The organism is Parasaccharibacter sp. TMW 2.1888, assembly GCF_023167265.1.
Classification (GTDB): domain Bacteria; phylum Pseudomonadota; class Alphaproteobacteria; order Acetobacterales; family Acetobacteraceae; genus Bombella; species Bombella apis.
In genome coordinates, this window is the sequence record NZ_CP030979.1 from 715,001 (window position 1) to 733,132 (window position 18,132).

The 18,132-nt window shown below is 61.4% G+C and carries 15 protein-coding genes and 2 tRNA genes (1 of these 17 running past the window's edge); 5 read left to right on the forward strand and 12 right to left on the reverse strand.

Annotated features, from left to right (window positions below):
* A protein-coding gene (clpB, locus tag DTQ13_RS03295) for an ATP-dependent chaperone ClpB (protein ID WP_043558851.1) crosses the window boundary here: on the reverse strand, positions 1–2,206 show its 5' portion. 395 nt of this gene lie to the left of the window's left edge; only the first 2,206 of its 2,601 coding nucleotides appear in the window; the start codon lies at positions 2,204–2,206; its stop codon lies off the left edge, out of view.
* A gap of 234 nt (positions 2,207–2,440) precedes the next feature.
* On the reverse strand, positions 2,441–3,049 hold the full coding sequence (locus DTQ13_RS03300; RefSeq protein ID WP_043558854.1) for a YqgE/AlgH family protein: 609 nt from the start codon (positions 3,047–3,049) through the stop codon (positions 2,441–2,443).
* Positions 3,050–3,132: 83 nt separating this feature from the next.
* On the opposite strand from DTQ13_RS03300, the gene DTQ13_RS03305 reads away from it, so the two are divergent.
* Complete coding sequence (locus DTQ13_RS03305; RefSeq protein ID WP_248461085.1) at positions 3,133–3,894, forward strand: SDR family NAD(P)-dependent oxidoreductase; 762 nt, start codon at positions 3,133–3,135, stop codon at positions 3,892–3,894.
* Positions 3,895–3,926: 32 nt separating this feature from the next.
* On the opposite strand, the gene DTQ13_RS03310 is transcribed toward DTQ13_RS03305, so the two are convergent.
* Both DTQ13_RS03310 and DTQ13_RS03315 read right to left on the reverse strand, forming a co-directional pair.
* Positions 3,927–5,732, reverse strand: a complete 1,806-nt coding sequence (locus DTQ13_RS03310) for a DEAD/DEAH box helicase (RefSeq protein ID WP_043558859.1) — start codon at positions 5,730–5,732, stop codon at positions 3,927–3,929.
* Between the two features lie 132 nt (positions 5,733–5,864).
* Positions 5,865–6,500: a class I SAM-dependent methyltransferase gene (locus DTQ13_RS03315; RefSeq protein ID WP_227449724.1), complete on the reverse strand. Its 636-nt coding sequence runs from the start codon at positions 6,498–6,500 to the stop codon at positions 5,865–5,867.
* 174 nt (positions 6,501–6,674) lie between these two features.
* On the opposite strand from DTQ13_RS03315, the gene dapF reads away from it, so the two are divergent.
* The 3 genes from dapF to ftsY are packed head-to-tail and all read left to right on the forward strand — an operon-like array spanning position 6,675 to position 9,654.
* A complete protein-coding gene (gene dapF, locus DTQ13_RS03320; RefSeq protein ID WP_248461088.1) occupies positions 6,675–7,484 on the forward strand; it encodes a diaminopimelate epimerase in 810 nt (269 codons plus the stop codon).
* Positions 7,481–8,695, forward strand: a complete 1,215-nt coding sequence (locus DTQ13_RS03325) for a MiaB/RimO family radical SAM methylthiotransferase (protein WP_248461090.1) — start codon at positions 7,481–7,483, stop codon at positions 8,693–8,695. The genes dapF and DTQ13_RS03325 overlap by 4 nt, the downstream gene beginning before the upstream one ends.
* A 44-nt stretch (positions 8,696–8,739) precedes the next feature.
* Positions 8,740–9,654 carry a signal recognition particle-docking protein FtsY gene (ftsY, locus tag DTQ13_RS03330; RefSeq protein ID WP_086441939.1) on the forward strand — a complete coding sequence of 305 codons (915 nt, stop codon included), beginning with the start codon at positions 8,740–8,742 and terminating at the stop codon, positions 9,652–9,654.
* 325 nt (positions 9,655–9,979) lie between these two features.
* Here ftsY and DTQ13_RS03335 read toward each other — a convergent pair whose 3' ends face one another.
* The 8 genes from DTQ13_RS03335 to DTQ13_RS03370 form a co-directional block, all read right to left on the reverse strand.
* Positions 9,980–11,269: an adenylosuccinate synthase gene (locus tag DTQ13_RS03335; protein WP_043558873.1), complete on the reverse strand. Its 1,290-nt coding sequence runs from the start codon at positions 11,267–11,269 to the stop codon at positions 9,980–9,982.
* Between the two features lie 48 nt (positions 11,270–11,317).
* Positions 11,318–12,463, reverse strand: a complete 1,146-nt coding sequence (locus DTQ13_RS03340; protein ID WP_043558877.1) for an ATP phosphoribosyltransferase regulatory subunit — start codon at positions 12,461–12,463, stop codon at positions 11,318–11,320.
* Positions 12,460–13,626, reverse strand: a complete 1,167-nt coding sequence (locus tag DTQ13_RS03345) for a phosphoserine transaminase (RefSeq protein ID WP_248461093.1) — start codon at positions 13,624–13,626, stop codon at positions 12,460–12,462. Before DTQ13_RS03345 ends, DTQ13_RS03340 begins: the two co-directional genes overlap by 4 nt.
* Before the next feature lie 184 nt (positions 13,627–13,810).
* Positions 13,811–13,895: transfer RNA gene (locus DTQ13_RS03350), tRNA-Leu, on the reverse strand.
* Between the two features lie 111 nt (positions 13,896–14,006).
* On the reverse strand, positions 14,007–14,918 hold the full coding sequence (gene argC / locus DTQ13_RS03355; RefSeq protein WP_103765678.1) for an N-acetyl-gamma-glutamyl-phosphate reductase: 912 nt from the start codon (positions 14,916–14,918) through the stop codon (positions 14,007–14,009).
* 45 nt (positions 14,919–14,963) lie between these two features.
* Positions 14,964–15,473, reverse strand: coding sequence for a GNAT family N-acetyltransferase (locus DTQ13_RS03360; protein WP_043558880.1), 510 nt, complete (start codon positions 15,471–15,473; stop codon positions 14,964–14,966).
* 21 nt (positions 15,474–15,494) lie between these two features.
* The gene (ettA, locus tag DTQ13_RS03365; protein ID WP_043558883.1) at positions 15,495–17,174 is read right to left on the reverse strand and encodes an energy-dependent translational throttle protein EttA; all 1,680 of its coding nucleotides are present in this window, start codon (positions 17,172–17,174) and stop codon (positions 15,495–15,497) included.
* Positions 17,175–17,290: 116 nt separating this feature from the next.
* A tRNA-Ile gene (locus DTQ13_RS03370) sits at positions 17,291–17,364 on the reverse strand.
* 205 nt (positions 17,365–17,569) lie between these two features.
* Between DTQ13_RS03370 and ppa the strand changes: the two genes are divergently transcribed.
* Complete coding sequence (gene ppa / locus DTQ13_RS03375) at positions 17,570–18,094, forward strand: inorganic diphosphatase (RefSeq protein WP_043559301.1); 525 nt, start codon at positions 17,570–17,572, stop codon at positions 18,092–18,094.
* Positions 18,095–18,132 lie beyond the last annotated feature (38 nt).

Below are 18,132 nucleotides of genomic sequence, written 5' to 3' on the forward strand. Positions count from 1 at the left end.
ATTCACCATCCTTCTGATGCGCCAGAACCTCGGAACCAAGATTGCTGGTCAGCACGATGATCGTATTGCGGAAATCCACCACACGACCCTGCCCGTCCGTCAGGCGGCCATCATCCAGCACCTGAAGCAGGATGTTGAAGACATCCTCATGCGCCTTCTCCACCTCATCAAAGAGGATGACCTGATAGGGACGACGCCGCACGGCCTCGGTCAGCACGCCACCCTCATCGTAACCGACATACCCCGGAGGGGCACCGATCAGACGGGAGACGGAGTGCTTCTCCATGAACTCGCTCATGTCGATCCGCAGCAGGGCACGTTCATCATCAAAGAGGAACTGCGCCAGCGTCTTGGCAAGCTCGGTCTTGCCCACACCGGTCGGACCAAGGAACAGGAAGGAACCGATCGGGCGGTTGGGGTCCTGCAACCCGGCACGGGCACGGCGCACGGCATTGGACACGGCCACCAGAGCCGATTCCTGCCCCACGACACGCTCACGCAGCACGGACTCCATCCGCATGAGCTTGGAACGCTCACCTTCCAGCATCCGGTCCACCGGCACGCCGGTCCAGCGGGACACGACAGCGGCGATTCCCTGATCCGTCACGGTATCAGCGAACAGCGTATTGCCATCAGACTGGGCTTCTGCCTGCTGGGCCTGTTCGATCTGACGTTCCAGCTCCGGAATACGGCTGTACATCAGCTCGGATGCCCGCTGGAGATTTCCCTGGCGCTGCGCCACCTCAACCTCGGACCGGGCGTGGTCAAGCTCTTCCTTGTATTTCTGCACGGCATTCATACGGTCTTTCTCCGCATGCCAGGCCGCACTCATCGCATCAGACTTCTCCTGAAGGTCAGCCAGTTCAGCTTCCAGAGCTTCCAGACGCTCACGGGAGGCCGTGTCATCCTCCTTGCGGATGGCCTCACGCTCGATCTTCAGCTGGATGATGCGGCGGTCCAGCTCATCCAGAGCCTCAGGCTTGCTGTCGATCTGCATCCGCAGGCGGCTGGCGGCTTCGTCAATCAGATCGATGGCCTTGTCCGGCAGGAAGCGGTCCGTGATATACCGGTTGGACAGGGTCGCTGCGGAAACCAGTGCATTGTCGGTGATCCGCACCCCATGATGCAGCTCGTACTTCTCCTTGATCCCACGCAGGATGGAGATCGTGTCCGCAACGGACGGCTCACCCACAAAGACCGGCTGGAAGCGGCGGGCCAGCGCAGCGTCCTTCTCGATATATTTGCGGTACTCATCCAGAGTCGTGGCGCCAAGGCAGTGCAGCACACCCCGGGCCAGTTCCGGCTTGATGAGATTGGACGCATCCATCGCCCCGCTGGAACGCCCTGCGCCAACGAGCGTATGCATCTCATCGATGAAGAGGATGATCTGCCCCTCGGCACTCTCAATCTCCTTGAGGACAGCCTTCAGGCGTTCCTCAAACTCACCCTGATATTTCGCACCGGCAATCAGTGCCCCCATGTCGAGAGAAAGCAGCTTCTTGTTGCGCAGAGCCTCCGGTACATCGCCATTGACGATACGCAGGGCCAGCCCCTCCACGATGGCGGTCTTGCCAACACCGGGTTCACCAATCAGCACGGGATTGTTCTTGCTGCGGCGTGCCAGAACCTGAATGGCCCGGCGGATTTCCTCGTCACGCCCGATGACCGGGTCCAGCTTGCCTTCCTGCGCCTGAGCCGTCACGTCACGGGCATATTTCTTCAGCGCATCAAAATTGTTTTCTGCCGAGGCCGAATCCACGGTCCGCCCTTTGCGGACGGTCGCAATCGCCTTTTCCAGAGCCTGAGCAGACGCCCCGCCCTGCCTCAGGGCCTCACCGGCCGGTGTCCTGCTGGCCGCAATGCCTGCCAGCAGACGGTCCTGCGCCACGAAACTGTCACCAGCCGCCTTGGCAGCCGCCTCCGCACCATCCAGCACCCGCACGAAATCAGGCGTCGGCTGGGGCTGGGACGCTCCGCTGCCCTGCACAGCCGGCAGTTTGGCCAGGGCCGCATCATTGGCCTGCCGGACGACCTTCGGGTCCCCGCCTGCGGCACGGATCAGCCCTGTCGCCGCTCCCTGCTCGTCATCCAGCAGGGCCTTGAGCAGATGCTCCGGCGTCAGCTGCTGGTGATAGTCTCGCAGGGCAATGGTCTGGGCAGCCTGAATGAACCCCTGGCTCCGCTCCGTAAATTTCTGAATATCCATGATATTTGCCTCTCCTTCTCGCCCCATCCTTGGCAGCGATGACTGTTCAGTCTGCCCCGATATGGCGATAGACCGTGCCTAAAATTTAGGCACGATCACATCGGTTTCAAGAGGGCGTTTCTGGATTCACCCACAAAAACGCCTGTCTGCAAGGAGATTCCGGGACCTTTCAGACTGGTAAAGTCTGAGACCAAAACAGAAGGCAGGCAATAGAAAGGCAGCCCCGCAGAAACCTTATGCCTCCCCCACTGAAGCCGTAAGTGAGGACGGTTCCAGCCCTACACTCTCCAGCGCACGCTGCCATTTTGTGGAGGGATCCGCTCCAAAGACAATATCTTCATCAGCCGGAACAACATACCAGGCATTGCCATGGAGAATCTCTTCTTCAAGCTGCCCGGCGGCCCATGCGGCATGGCCAAGCAGCAGCATGGCCTGCCGTGGCCCCCGGCCTGCCGCCAGCTCCCGGATCATCTCGATGCTGGCACTGACTTCTGCCACGGGCGGCTCATCCGGCAGGACGGTCATGCGGCTGCCTGTCCTGCCACGCCCAAGGCCTCCACCTTCCGGCGAATGGAGAACAAAACCCCGCCCCGGCTCCACCGGCCCGCCAACACCCACACCAAAAAGACGCTGCGGCGGGTTGGGCGATACATCCAGATGACGCAGCAACGCACTGATGTCCGGGTGGGTCAGCCGACGATTGACAATCATCCCCATGGCTCCATCCTCGGCGGAATGGGCGCAGAGATAGATGACCGTCTGGGCAAATTCGGTCCCTGCCAGAACAGGGGTGGCAACCAGCAAACGGCCCGTCAATGTCTCGATCGGCTCAAGAATCGGCATGAACACCTCTTACAAACAGGGGATGCGTCCAGCATAACAGAAGACAGTTCTGTTTTTCATTCTTCATACACGGAGTTCCCACAATGACCCAGCCACAGACCATCCTCGTGACGGGCGCCACATCCGGGTTCGGCAGAAGCATCGCCACACGGCTGGTCCGGGAGGGGCACCGTGTCATCGCCACGGGGCGCCGGAGTGAACGGCTGAGCAACCTGCATGAGACACTCGGCACCAGCCTCCTCCCCCTCACACTGGACATGAGCGACCGGGACGCCCTGCGCGCCCTGCCCGAAACCCTGCCAGAGGGCTGGCGCCATGTGGATGTTCTCATCAACAATGCCGGGCTGGCACTGGGCGTCACACCCGCACAGGACTCCAGCGTGGATGACTGGGAAACCATGATCGACACAAACATCTCCGGCCTCGTGGAGATCACCCACGCCCTGCTCCCCGGCATGATAGAACGGGAGCGCGGTTACATCCTCTCCATCGGCAGTACGGCGGGTCATTACGCCTATCGGGGCGGGAATGTCTATGGGGCGACGAAAGCCTTCGTCTCCCAGTTCATGAAGAATCTGCGGACAGACCTGCTGGGCACGCCACTGCGTGTCACGACCATCGAACCCGGCCTTGTGGGTGGCAGTGAGTTCAGCAACGTACGGCTGCGTGATGATGCAAAGGCACGGGCCGTCTATGAAAACACCACACCACTGATGCCTGCCGATATTGCAGAAACCGTCTCATGGCTGATTGGCCTGCCGGCCCACATGAACGTGAACCATCTGGAGATCATGCCCGTCTGTCAGGCATCTGGCGGGCTGGCCATCATGAAAAAGGAGGGGTAACCCCCTCCCTCTCCACTTCAACGGCGATGGAATCAGCTCCGGCGGCGGGTGGATTTCTCGCCGCTGCGGGCCGGGCCGGAACGACGTTTGAAGGATGACGGGCCACGGCCCCCTTCCCGACCTTCACGCCCCTCACGACGTCCCCCGCCACCGGGGCCACCAAAACGCCCTTTCGGTGCACCAAAGCGACGCCCACCCGGCGGGCCACCACGACCCCGGCGGGGACCGGCCCCACCGGCAGGAGCCTCGGCTGGCTCAATGGTCACCTCGTCCTGCTCTGCTCCTGCCCGACAGGCATTGAAGCGGGCCAGCTTTTCATCAGAAATCTGGAAGAGCGTGTCATCCTGCTGGATGCAGATATTGCCAATATCCCGCTTCTGCACGCCACCAAGACGGCAGATGAGCGGAATCAGCCACTTTGGATCGGCCTTTTCACTACGCCCTACGCCAAGGCGGAACCACGAACCAGCCATCTCATACCCACGTCCCCCTTCACGGGCAGCACCACGGGCTGGTGGCTCGACAGACACAGGACGGATATCTTCCACACGGGGCAGATGCGCCTTGTGGAACCCCACAAGAGCCCGGGCCAGCTGCGTGGCATCGAAACGTTCTGTCAGCTTGGCCACGATCTCTTCCGGCACGGCAACGGAGGCTTCCCCGGTCAGGATCGGATCTTCCAGCAGACGCTGTGCATCCTGCCCGGCAATGGCCTCTGCCGTTGGTACCGGCTCCCACTCAGCCTTCACACGGGCCTGCGCCAGAACACGCTCCGCCTTGCGCCGCTGGTTGAATGGTACCATCAGCACGCTCACGCCCTTGCGCCCTGCACGACCTGTCCGGCCGGAACGATGCAGGAACGTGTCGGAAGAAGACGGCACACTGGCATGGACAACCAGGCCGAGGGCCGGGACATCAATACCACGGGCCGCCACATCGGTGGCCACGCAGACACGGGCCGCACCGGAGCGCAGGCTCTCGATGGCACGAGACCGCTCATTCTGCCCCATCTCACCGGAAATGGCGACGGAGGCAAAGCCCCGCTCCAGCAGGGCTGCCTGAACCTGATTCACCAGCAGGCGGGTATTGCAGAACACCATGGCTGTCTGGCTTTCATAATACCGCAGCACATTGACAAGCGACCGCTCCACTTCCTGCGGGGCCGTCACCACGCAGCGATGGGTGATGTCGGCATGCTGCTTCTGGCCGGAGACCGTATCAATCCGCTTGGCGTCCTGCTGATAGCGCCGTGCCAGAGAGGCGATTTCCCGAGCGATGGTAGCGGAAAACAGCAGGGTGCGGCGTTCCTTCGGGGATGCATCCAGCAGCTGTTCCAGCTCCTCACGGAAGCCCATGTCCAGCATCTCGTCAGCTTCATCCAGCACAACGGCACGCAGGCCCGTCAGGTCCAGCTTGCCACGGGAGAGATGGTCACACAGACGGCCCGGCGTACCAACCACGATATGAGCACCACGCTCCAGAGAGCGGGCCTCACGGCGGGCATCGGTCCCACCGATGCAGCTGGCGATACGGGCCCCGGTCTCGGCATAAAGCCATGAAAGTTCTGTCTGAACCTGCATGGCAAGCTCACGGGTCGGGGCAATCACCAGCGCCAGCGGGGAGCGGGTCGGGGCCATCCTGTCCCCTTCCGTCAGCAGATCGGTCGCAAAGGCGAGGCCAAAGGCCACTGTCTTGCCAGAGCCCGTCTGCGCAGAGACGAGCAGATCACGCCCTTCCAGCCCCGGCTCCAGCACGGCCTCCTGTACAGGCGTTGGCTGTTCATAGCCACGTGCAGCCAAAGCACGGGTCAGGGCGGGATGGGTATCGGGAAAAGGCATCGTCAACGAACACTCGGTCATACACATGCTGCCACGAACCAGTTTGTGGCAGCCAGAAAAACGGTGAATACCCCTTTCTGCCCTGCAAGGCCAGAGACGATCCACCACCATATTGAAAAGCTGGATTACAGCTCAACCTGCCACAGGACGGCGGCCAATGACAGCCCGAACCGTATCCTGCCATGCTGTAAGGTCTTCCGGCGGGACAACCTCACCGGTATCCAGCTCCGCAAAACCGGCCCGCTGCATGAGGGCACTGGTGAAACGGACCCGGTCTTCCGGCTCCAGCGCCTGCCAGATGGCCACGGCCTTGGCCGGCACGAATCTGTCGGAAAAACTGATGATCAGCGGCGCACCGGGCCGCAGAACACGGAACAGCTCTTCGATGACCTGCTGCGGCTTTGTCAGATAGGCCAGCCCATCACAAAGGAGAGCCCCATCAAAACTCGCCTCATCAAACGGCAGGACAGGCGTGCTGTTGAGGTCCTGTTCCACAGCGCTGCTCAGGGCCTGATTGGCCTTGAGAGCCGCCTTGCTGACATCCAGCCCGATGAATTCCTGAAAGGTGGCATCCTCCGGCAGATGGCTCATGGCCCCGCACATCAGGTCCAGCGTCCGCCCCCCCACGGGCAGGGCGGTACGGTAAAGGGCAGTAATGGCCGTGCGGGCTCCCATATCCATCAGGGAATCCAGCTCCTGCCGGGCCCAGAAAGCCTCATCCGGCTCTGAAGATGCCTGTGTGAATGCTTTTTCGTGTAGGCCCTGCACGCCTTCCCCTTTTCGGCTTGTTCCTTGCTGTCGTCTCTTAATATAGGGCAGCTGGATTCCTGAACAATGCCTGCCCCGGCAGGAAAAACAGACCGGCAGCAGGAAGGCTTCATTTTACCCCGGCCATGCAACATTATAGAAAGAGGCGGTTTCATCACGTCTCAGAGGGGCATCATGGGCGTTTCCTTCACGAAAATGCATGGGTTGGGGAATGATTTTGTCATTCTGGATGGCAGAACGACACCACTATCCCCCTCCACCACACTCATCAGCCGCCTCTGCGACCGCCGCACGGGCATCGGCTGCGACCAGCTTGTGACACTTTCCGCCCCAACACGGGATGGTGCGGACGTGCGGGTCCGCTTCTTCAACCCGGACGGCTCAGAGGCCGGCGCCTGCGGCAATGCCTCCCGCTGCGTTGCGGCCCTGCTGGGCGGCAACCCAATCCTTCAGACACAGAATGGCCTGCTCCCCACATCGCAGAAAAACGGGCTGATTTCCGTCCTCATGGGCACGCCCCACCTGGACTGGCAGACCATCCCTCTCGCCCGGGAATGCGACACGGCCCGTCTCCCCCTTCACGACGGAGCAGCCTGCTCCATGGGCAATCCCCATCTCACACTGTTCCGCTCCATTGAAGATGCCGCCGCTCTGGGACCAGTTCTGGAAACCGATCCCCTTTTCCCGGAACGGGCCAATATCGGCTTTGCGGAAATTCTCTCCCCCACCCACATCCGCCTGCGGGTCTGGGAGCGGGGTGCCGGGCTGACCCTTGCCTGCGGATCAGGCGCCTGCGCAGCGGTCGTCAATGCAGCACGGCGTGGCCTTGTGGAACGGACATGCCGTGTCACCATGGAATGTGGCTCCCTGACCATCACATGGCAGGATGATGGCTCCGTCCTGATGACCGGCCCGGCCCAGACCGTTTTCACCGGCACGCTGGATGAGAGCTGGCTGGAAAAAGGACAGACCACCACACCATGAGCGTCACCCTTCTCACCTTCGGCTGCCGCCTGAACGCCCATGAAAGCGATGCCATGGAGCATCTGGCCCGCCTGGGGCAGATGCGGGACGAAGAGACCATCATCGTCAATACCTGCACGGTGACGGCAGAGGCCGAGCGGCAGGCCCGCCAGACCATCCGCCGTGCACACCGGGAAAATCCGGCAGCCCGCATCATCGTGACAGGCTGCGCCTCCGAGCGGGCCGCAGATGCATGGGCTGCCCTGCCCGGTGTCAGCCGGGTGATTCCCAATACGGAAAAGACGCTCCCTGCCACATGGGGCCTGCCTGATGAGGCAGGGCAGGCTCCCCCACCATCCCGCTACATCCGGGCCCTTCTCCAGGTTCAGCAGGGCTGCGACAATGACTGCACATTCTGCGTCATTCCGGCGGGCCGGGGGCAGTCCACCTCCATGCCTCCCGGGGAGATCATCCCCAAGGCCCGGGCTCTTGCAGAAGCGGGACATTGTGAAATTGTCCTGACAGGCGTGGACATTGCCTCATGGCAGCAGAAGGATATGGGGCTGGGCCAACTCTGCCGCCATCTGCTGGATGAAGTGCCGGAAATTGCCCGCCTGCGTCTCTCCTCGATCGACCCCATGCTTCTCACGCCAGATACAGGGGACAAGGCCCTCTGGGACCTGATCGCTGATGAGCCCCGCTTCATGCCGCATCTGCATCTTTCCCTTCAGGCGGGCTCCGACCTGATCCTGAAACGCATGAAACGCCGCCATAATACAGCTGACGTAGCCGGACTGATCGCACAGGTCCGCCATCTGCGGCCTGATACCGGCTTCGGAGCTGATGTGATTGCCGGCTTCCCCACCGAGACGGATGCCCTCTTTCAGGAAACGTACGATTTTCTGGCAGAGCAGGCCATTCCCTTCCTCCATGTCTTCCCTTACAGCGAACGCCCCGGAACACCGGCGGCCCGTATGCCCGCCATGCCGAAAGCCACAAGGCAGGAACGGGCCGCCAGACTGCGGGCACTGGGCCAGACCATACGGGACCGTTTCCTGAACCGCTTTGTCGGGCAGGAAAAAACCGTCCTCATGGAAAGCCCGACAACCGGCCATACACCCGAATTTGCCGCCTTCACACTTCCGCAAGCGCAACCATCCCACCGGGGACGGCTGGAGCGCATCCGCATCACAGCTGTGCAGGATGGTATGCTCATGGCAGAAATCCCCTGAACAGGGCTTGACGGCTCCCCCCTTCTCACACCAATTCGACAGTCATGGCTGGATTTTTTTCTCGACTCAAACAGGGTCTGTCCCGTTCAAGCGCACGCCTCAATGCGGTGTTTGTCAAACGGCAACTTGATGATGAAACGCTGGAAGAGCTTGAAGACGAGCTGATCGCTGCCGATCTCGGTCCTGCCGTGGCCGGACGGATCATCGAACAGTTCCGTGAGAAGAGCTTCGGGGAGCACATCACCCCGGAGGAAATCCGCCAGACACTGGCCGCCGAGATTTCCCGGGTTCTGGAACCCGTAGCCCAGCCTTTCAAACTGGACGACAGCAAGAAACCGCATGTCGTTCTGGTGGTGGGCGTCAATGGTGTGGGCAAGACCACGACCATCGGCAAGATCGCCCATCAGTATCACCAGCAGGGCAGGTCCGTCATGATGGTGGCGGGCGATACCTTCCGGGCGGCAGCAGTCGAACAGCTCCAGATATGGGGGGAGCGCACAGGCTCCCCGGTCATCGCCGGCAAACCGGGCGGCGATGCCGCCGGACTGGCCTATGACGGACTGAAACGGGCCACGGAGGAAAAGGCCGATCTGCTCCTCGTGGACACGGCGGGCCGCCTGCATAACCGACAGGCCCTGATGGATGAACTGGCCAAGATCATCCGTGTGATGCAGAAATTTGACCCCTCTGCGCCCCATAGCGTCCTGCTGGTGCTGGATGCCACAACCGGGCAGAATGCCATCGAGCAGGTGCGGGTCTTCCGGGAGCTTGTGAATGTCAGTGGACTGGTCGTGACCAAGCTGGATGGTTCCGCCCGTGGTGGAATCGTGGTGGCTCTGGCCGAACAGTTCAAACTGCCTGTCCATCTCGTCGGCGTTGGCGAACAGGCCGAGGATTTACGGCCATTCTCTGCCGAAGATTATTCCCGTGGGCTGGTCGGCGACGCCAAAACGGCGTAACCTGTCCCCGTCACGATATGACCATCTGCCCAGAAGGAGGCATTTTCTCATGTTCAGAGCACTTTTGAGATTTGCGGTCGAAACAGTCATGACTGTCGTTGTCGGAAAGGTTTTGAAGAAACTGCTGGACAGGCTGTTTCCCGACAACAAGGCCTGAACGGCAGTCAGGCTCTCCTCAACAGGACATCAGACAGAAAAGGGAGTGCCCAGAAACTGGACACTCCTTTTTTTATCTCTTCCCGCCTGAAGAAAGCTGTCATTCGATCAAAATAAAAAGGCCAGCCTCTACAGGGCTGGCCTTCATCCAACATGACCTGACGACTGATCAGCCCTCGAAAGGATCCGTCACAAGAATGGTGTCCTCACGTTCCGGGCTGGTGGACAGCAGGGTGACCGGCGTGCCGATCAGCTCCTCAATGCGGCGGACATACTTGATGGCCTGCGCCGGCAGTTCTGCCCAGGAACGGGCACCACCGGTTGTCTCATTCCAGCCCGGCATGGTCTCCAGAATGGGCTTCACACGGGCCTGGGCCCCCGGTGCGGAGGGGAAACTGTCAATCTTCTGGCCGTCCAGCTCATAACCGACGCAGATGGACACTTCCTTCATGCCATCCAGAATGTCCAGCTTCGTCAGGGCCACGCCACTCACGCCACCAACACGCACGGCCCGGCGGACCATGGCCGCATCGAACCAGCCACAGCGGCGGGGACGGCCCGTTACGGTCCCGAACTCACGCCCACGTTCGGCCATGCCCTTTCCGACCTCATCAAACAGCTCGGAAGGGAAAGGCCCTTCACCAACACGGGTTGTATAAGCCTTGGCAATGCCCAGCACGAACCCGACGGATTTCGGGCTCATGCCGCTGCCGGAAGCCGCAATGGCCGCCACCGTGTTGGAGCTTGTCACGAAAGGATAGGTCCCGTGGTCCACATCCAGCATGACAGCCTGTGCCCCCTCGAAGAGGATACGCTTGCCAGCCCGGTCCGCCTCGGCCAGACGGTCCCACGCACAGCAGGCATAGGGCAGGAGACGGGGCGTGATCTCCTTCAGGAAGTCCAGAATCTGCTGCTTGGTGAAGGTTTCCGCTCCCAGACCGGCCAGAAGCGTGTTGTGGTGGAGCAGCAGCTCGTCGATCTTCCAGTCCAGCGTTTCGGGCTCGGACAGATCGCAGATGCGGATGGCCCGGCGGGCCACCTTGTCCTCATAGGCCGGACCAATGCCACGGCCTGTCGTGCCGATCTTGTGGTTGCCACGGGCAACCTCACGGGCACGGTCCAGCGCACCATGCAGGGGCAGGATGAGAGGGGCCGTCTCGGCGATCCAGAGCGTTTCCGGCGTGACGGTCAGTCCCTGTTCCGTCACACGGTCGATCTCGCTCATCAGGGCCTTGGGGTCCACCACCACGCCATTGCCGATGACGCCAATCTTCCCGCCAACCAGACCGGAAGGAAGCAGGGAAAGCTTGTAGACCTGATCGTTCACGACCAGCGTATGGCCGGCATTGTGCCCGCCCTGAAAGCGGACAACGATATCGGCCCGGCTGGCCAGCCAGTCAACGATCTTGCCTTTACCCTCATCGCCCCACTGGGTTCCGATTACGGTAACATTGGCCATAAGAATGTCTTCCCTCAACGTCTCACGATGGCGGCCCCTGCCTGCACCTCAGCGTGCCAGTACGACGGGTTTTCCATCTTTCCAGATATGGCTGCACCGCAGATGATGCGCCTCCTGCTCCATCTCGCCTGATTCCCCAAGCGATGCGATCGTGGCATAGCCTGCCTCATGCAGGCTGGACAAGTCTTTCTGCGCCATTACGGGCGGAACGAGGCAGCGCTGCCGCCGCTTCGGCTTTTCCGCAACCCGCAAAAAGGCATGGGGGTTGAGGGTCAGCCCGCAGGCGGGCTCCTCCCCGGCCAGATAGCGGCCGCCACGTCCCAGCTCCTCACGGGAATGCATGGCAAAAACCGTCACGCAGACCCCCGTATGGTACCGCCAGCCCCGGAAATCCACCGGGTCCACTGTCAGGCGGGCATCCGGCAGACGGGCCAGAATCGCCGCCACATCAGCCTTCAGCCGTTCGACATGAGGTTTCAGCATGTCGGGGAAGTCCAGCATCGCCAGCTTTTCCAGAGCGATGGCGGCAGGGCCAACAGCCGCCATCATGCCCAGAAGAAGCTCCGCCCACGGGCCGCCACAATCCCGCACGGCGGCTGCATCCCGCCTGTCCAGAGCATGAATGATGCTGTCCCGCTCGACGCCGGAGAAACTGTCCTCAATCAGGCTCCAGATCATGACAGGCATGGAAAGGTCGAAGGACACATTGGCAATACCCAGACGGGCCAGAGCCTCTGCTCCGAGGGCGATCACCTCGGCATCCGCCTCGGCCCTGTCCGGGCCAATCAGCTCAATCCCGGCCTGCGATATCTGCCGCTGTCCCTCACGACCGAGCGTGCCGATCACCACACAATCCCCCGCATAGGAGAGACGCAGCGGGCGGGGACTATCCTGCATCCGCACCGCAGCAATGCGGGCAATCTGGGTCGTCATGTCCGGCCGCAGGGCCATCATCCGGTGAGAGGACGGGTCCAGCAGACGGAAACTCTGCTCCGCCAGGGCTTCACCGGCCCCGCTCAGCAGGGAGCCTTCAAACTCCAGCAGAGGCGGACGGACACGCTCATACCCATGGCACGAAAACACGTCCATCACTTCAGCAAGGCCACGGGCCTCTGCCTCTGCCTCGGCAGGGAGAAGGTCCACGAACCCCATCGGCAGCAGGGCGGGACTGGATGTCTCGGGACCGTTGATCATGACGCAGCAAACTTCTCTTCAATACGGGCAAAAGCCCAGTCCAGCCAGGGCAGAAGGGCCTCAATATCCTCGGCTTCCACCGTGGCTCCGCCCCAGATGCGCAGACCGGCGGGCGCATCACGATAACCGGCCAGATCGTATCCGGCCTTTTCCTCCTCCAGCAGACCCGTCATGGTCTTGATGACCTTGGACCGTGCCGCATCATCCAGTGCCTCGAACCACGGAGCGCTGATCTTCAGGCAGATGGAAGTGCAGGAGCGTGTCTCTTTCTTCTCACTGAGGAAAGCTACCCAGTCACGGGCCGCTACCCAGCGTTCCACGACGGACAGATTCTTGCGGGAACGGGCCTTCAGGGCCTCCAGTCCACCAACGGACTCGGCCCAGCGCAGACCATCCAGCGCATCCTCCACGCAAAGCATGGACGGCGTGTTGATGGTGTCCCCCCGGAAGATGGCCTCATTCAGTCCTTTTTTATTGGTCAGGCGGAAAATCTTGGGCAGCGGCCTCTGGCTGCCTTCTTCCAGCCGCCGGACCGCCTTCGGGCTGAGGGCCACCATGCCATGAGCTGCCTCACCACCCAGGGCCTTCTGCCAGGACCATGTGACGACATCCAGCCGGTCCCACGGCAGGTCCATCGCAAAGGCCGCCGAGGTGGCATCACAGATCACGAGGCCATCATGCTGCGCCGGAACGCTCTCCACGGAGGGGATGCAGACACCTGATGTCGTGCCATTCCATGTCAGCACCACATCACGGGACCAGTCGATCTGCGCCATGTCAGGCAGCTCGCCATAGGGAGCCTCCAGAACACGCAGGTCTTCCAGCTTCAGGATGTCCTTCAGGTCCTGCGCCCACGTGCCAGAAAAGCTCTCAAAGGACAGGACATCCATGCCACGCTGGCCTGCCAGTGCCCAGAGAATCATCTCCACGGCTCCCGTGTCAGAGGCCGGCACGATGCCGACCTGCCAGTCCTCCGGTATGCCCAGCAGGGCCGCCGACCGGGTGATGACCTCATGGAGCCGTGCCCGTCCCTCTGCCGCACGATGGGACCGCCCGAGGAAGGCCCCCTTCAGGGCCTCTGGTGTCCAGCCCGGACGTTTGACACATGGGCCGGATGAAAAATAGGGCCGCTGAGGACGGTGCGAAGGCTTGGCTGCGGTCATGATTGGCAGGTCATCCATGATTCAGAAGGCGCAAGAAACCATACGTCCCCACCACAGGCAGGCGACAGCGGCCCCTCACGGCAAACGGTTACTTTTTTCCTAGGTGTCACAGGCACCAGAAGGGGTCAAGCCAGCTCATCCAGGCCAGGCTGCCACATCACTCTACTGTCATGCCCTGTAAAAATGGTGCGAAAGAGGGGACTCGAACCCCTATGCCTTGCGGCGGTCGATTTTGAGCCGACTGCGTCTACCAGTTCCGCCACTCTCGCCCATGATCTGCCTGCGCCCCACGGGGCGCAGAAAACATCCTGCTTATAAGATATCCCGGCACAAAGGGCCATAGAGCGGCCCGAAAAAAATCGGATAGGCTGCCCGACCCTTCAGGTGATGTCCTGCCCACTCATCAACAGGATGTTACGCATGGCCGCACCGGAAGCCCCCTTGCCAAGATTGTCCAGAGACGCTGTCAGAAGGGCCTGCCCGCTATGGCCACTCACACGCAGCTCCATGTCATCCCGGCCCGCCATGGCTTCAGCCACCAGCTTCGGCTCGGACTCCACGACACGGACGGTTTTCGCATCCCTGTAGAACTCTCTGAGAACAGCCGTGACGTCCTCGATCATCGGTACACCGGGGAGAGATACCAGATGCAGCGGAATGGACACGATCATCCCCTGCGGGAAATGCCCGACAGACGGCACGAACAGCGGGTTGCGGGTCAGGCCGCCATACTGCGTCATTTCCGGCAGGTGCTTGTGCTGAAGGTTCAGGCCGTAGAGGAAAAAAGCCGGACCACCCGCCTCCTCCTGCTGCTCGATCATCGTGCGGCCACCACCGCTATAACCGGACACCGCATTGATGGAGACATGGGCATCCACCGGCAGCAGCCCCGCCTGAACCAGCGGGCGAAGCAGGGCAATGGCCCCTGTAGCATAACAGCCGGGATTGCTGACGAACCGGGCCTTCCTGATCCGTTCCGGCTGGGTGGCATCCAGCTCCGGCAGGCCATAGACCCAGTCTGGATGCACACGATGGGCCGTGCTGGCATCCAGAAAACGGGTACCCGTATCCTGGCCAAGGGCCACGGCCTCACGGGCGGCATCGTCCGGCAGACACAACACGGTGATATCAGCCTGCGCCATGAGGGCACGACGGGCCTGCGGATCCTTCCGCTGGGCAGGATCGATGCTCAGCAGCTTCAGGTCATGACGATCAGCCACGGCCTCGACACGGCGGCGAATCCCCAGGCCTGTCGTGCCTGCCTCACCATCAATGAATATGTGCGTCGTCATCGTCCCGGCTTCCCTGTTGCCTGCCCCTGACCGGGGCGGTGCCATTCACCACTGGAACAGCATCCGCCTCTTTTCATACAGAAGCATGATGTGCCCGTCCCGCTCGAACTGGTCAAGCAGACTCATGCCGATGCTACCCAGCACGATGCGGGAAGGCCGGTTATCCTCACGGGCGACGGCAACGACACGCTCCACCCCCGCATCCAGAACAAAGGTGAGGGCCGTACCAGCGGCCTCACGGGCGATGCCACGCCCGGCAGCCCACGGGAACAGGGCAAAACGCAGGCCGATTCCCCGGCCATCGGGGCGTTCATGCACGCCCGTCATGCCGACAAAACGCCCCTCCTCAAAAATGGAAAAGATGCCGATGCCCCGCTCGGCCCAGAAAGCCACATCCTCGGCCATCTCGGCTTCCGCCCGGACACGGGTCCGCACACCACCCAGCATGGCCCCGAACGCCCCGACATCCGCTTTCAGCCGTGCCATGTCCTCCATGTCCGGCCAGTTGACCGGACGGAGGATCAGGCGGGCTGTCCGCAGCTCATTGCCTAGCACAACATGCCGCCCGGACGGCGATCAGCGGGCGATGGGGCGGTAACGGATGCGGCTCGGCTCCGTGGAATCAGGCCCCAGACGGCGGCGTTTGTCTTCCTCATACTGCTGGAAGTTGCCTTCGAACCACTCCACGTGGCTGTCCCCCTCAAAAGCGAGGATATGCGTGGCCAGACGGTCGAGGAACCAGCGGTCATGGCTGATGACCACGGCGCAGCCTGCGAAGGATTCCAGAGCATCCTCCAGCGCACGGAGCGTATCGACATCCAGATCGTTGGTCGGTTCGTCGAGCAGCAGGACGTTGTTGTCCTCCTTGAGCATCTTGGCCAGATGGACACGGTTGCGCTCACCACCGGAGAGGACGCCCAGACGCTTCTGCTGGTCCGGCCCCTTGAAGTTGAAAGCCCCGACATAGGCACGGGACGGCACGGCCCGCTTGCCCAGATGGATGACGTCCGTTCCGCCGGAGATTTCTTCCCAGACGGTCTTGCTGTCGTCCAGATCATTACGGGACTGGTCAACATAGCCCAGCTTGACCGTATCGCCGATCTTCAGGGAGCCTGAATCAGGCTGTTCCTGCCCGGTGATCATCTTGAAGAGTGTGGACTTGCCAGCACCATTCGGCCCGATGACCCCCACGATGCCACCCGGCGGCAGCTTGAAATTGAGATTGTCGATCAGCTGGCGGTCACCAAAGCCCTTGCAGAGATTCTCGGCCTCGATGACCGTCTGCCCCAGACGGGGACCGGGCGTGATGACGATGTCCGCCGTGCCTCCAGCAGCTTCCTGCCCGGCAGCCAGCATTTCCTCATAACGGGTGATACGGGCCTTGCTCTTGGCCTGGCGGGCCTTGGGCGAGCTGGCGATCCACTGCTGTTCCGCTGCGAGGGCACGCTGGCGGGAGCTTTCCTCTTTCTCTTCCTGAGCCAGCCGCTTGCGCTTCTGCTCCAGCCAGGACGAGTAATTGCCCTCGAACGGATAGCCACGGCCACGCTCGATCTCGAGAATCCAGTTGGTGACGTTGTCGAGGAAGTAACGGTCATGGGTAATGACCATCACGGTGCCCTTGTACTCACGCAGGGTCTTTTCGAGCCATGCCACGCTCTCGGCGTCCAGATGGTTGGTCGGCTCATCGAGCAGCAGGATGTCGGGCTTCTCCAGCAGCAGGCGGCACAGGGCCACACGGCGCTTCTCACCACCGGAGAGCTTGTCCACCGGGCTGTCCGCCGGAGGGCAGCGCAGCGCATCCAGAGCGATCTCCAGATGACGGTCCAGCTCCCAGCCATCCTCGGCATCAATCTTTTCCTGAAGCTCGGCCTGCTCGGCGAGAAGGTCGTTCATCTCCTCATCGGACATGGGCTCGGCAAACTTCATGGAGATTTCATTGAAACGCTCCACGGCCTTCTTCAGCGCACCGAAGCCCTGTGCAGCGTTCTCGCCCACGGTCAGGTTCGGGTCCAGCTGCGGCTCCTGCTCCAGATAGCCGATGCGGACACCTTCGGCAGCCCAGGCCTCACCGCCGAATTCTTTCTCGATTCCAGCCATGATCTTCAGCAGGGTGGACTTACCTGCGCCGTTCACCCCGAGGATACCGATCTTCACCCCCGGCAGGAAGGAGAGCGTAATCCCCTTGAACACCTCACGGCCGCCCGGATAGGACTTTGTGACGTCCTTCATGACATAGACATACTGATAGGCGGCCATGGAACGGTCTCCTCTAGAACACACGAACGAAAAGGCAGGAAGCAGGACTGTGCCCCCTCTCGCCCGGGGCGTTTCCCAACAAATACAGGCGGCTCCACATGCATGGAGGCGTCACCTGCGCCCGGCAGGACTCGAACCCGCAACCTAGCCGTTATGAGCGGCCAGCTCTAACCAATTGAGCTACAGGCGCACAGACATTTCGCCACATCGCTCATACGCAGTTTTTTTTCAAGCCCCTGCGGGGCAAAAACACGCCTGACAGGGCAAATAATGCGCTTTCTTTTTCCCGACTTCACCGCAGCAGAGAGGCCGCAGGCAATACACATATACAACACCGGGCATATTCATTAATAATGCGCCCATCACATCACCCACAGACACGGATGGAGCAGACGATGGACGTTACCAAGATTTCCCCCGGCAAGGATGTGCCGCATGACATCAACGTCGTGATCGAGATTCCACAGGGGTCCCAGGTCAAGTACGAAGTGGACAAGGACAGCGGCGCCATCTTCGTGGACCGTTTCCTCTTCACGCCGATGGCCTATCCGGCAGCCTATGGCTTCATCCCCAACACGCTGGCCGCTGATGGTGACCCGGTGGATGCGCTGGTCCTGACCCCGGCTGATGTCCTCCCCGGCAGTGTCATCCGCTCCCGCCCGATCGGCGTACTGAAGATGGAAGATGAAAGCGGACAGGACGAAAAGCTGATCTGCGTACCGCATGACAAGATTCATCCGCAGTTCAGCAAGATCGACTCTCTCGACCAGCTGCCGGAAATCACGCTGAAGGCCATCGCCCACTTCTTCGAGCGTTACAAGGACCTCGAGCCCAACAAATGGGTGAAGGTTTCCGGCTGGGGCGACAAGGCCGAGGCTGGCAAGGTCATCGAAGCCGCCATTGCTGCGGCAAAGAAGTAATCTTTACTGCTGCTGGAAAGTCGGGCAGTCCCTTCGGG

What these genes read in the sequence shown, in the direction of transcription:
- DTQ13_RS03300 (WP_043558854.1), bottom strand. Translation starts at nt 3,049, where the DNA reads ATGCCGATTCTTGAGCCGATCGAGACATTGACGGGCCGTTTGCTGGTT.
- DTQ13_RS03305 (WP_248461085.1), top strand. Translation starts at nt 3,133, where the DNA reads ATGACCCAGCCACAGACCATCCTCGTGACGGGCGCCACATCCGGGTTC.
- DTQ13_RS03310 (WP_043558859.1), bottom strand. Translation starts at nt 5,732, where the DNA reads ATGCCTTTTCCCGATACCCATCCCGCCCTGACCCGTGCTTTGGCTGCA.
- dapF (WP_248461088.1), top strand. Translation starts at nt 6,675, where the DNA reads ATGGGCGTTTCCTTCACGAAAATGCATGGGTTGGGGAATGATTTTGTC.
- DTQ13_RS03325 (WP_248461090.1), top strand. Translation starts at nt 7,481, where the DNA reads ATGAGCGTCACCCTTCTCACCTTCGGCTGCCGCCTGAACGCCCATGAA.
- ftsY (WP_086441939.1), top strand. Translation starts at nt 8,740, where the DNA reads ATGGCTGGATTTTTTTCTCGACTCAAACAGGGTCTGTCCCGTTCAAGC.
- DTQ13_RS03335 (WP_043558873.1), bottom strand. Translation starts at nt 11,269, where the DNA reads ATGGCCAATGTTACCGTAATCGGAACCCAGTGGGGCGATGAGGGTAAA.
- DTQ13_RS03340 (WP_043558877.1), bottom strand. Translation starts at nt 12,463, where the DNA reads ATGATCAACGGTCCCGAGACATCCAGTCCCGCCCTGCTGCCGATGGGG.
- DTQ13_RS03345 (WP_248461093.1), bottom strand. Translation starts at nt 13,626, where the DNA reads ATGACCGCAGCCAAGCCTTCGCACCGTCCTCAGCGGCCCTATTTTTCA.
- argC (WP_103765678.1), bottom strand. Translation starts at nt 14,918, where the DNA reads ATGACGACGCACATATTCATTGATGGTGAGGCAGGCACGACAGGCCTG.
- ettA (WP_043558883.1), bottom strand. Translation starts at nt 17,174, where the DNA reads ATGGCCGCCTATCAGTATGTCTATGTCATGAAGGACGTCACAAAGTCC.
- ppa (WP_043559301.1), top strand. Translation starts at nt 17,570, where the DNA reads ATGGACGTTACCAAGATTTCCCCCGGCAAGGATGTGCCGCATGACATC.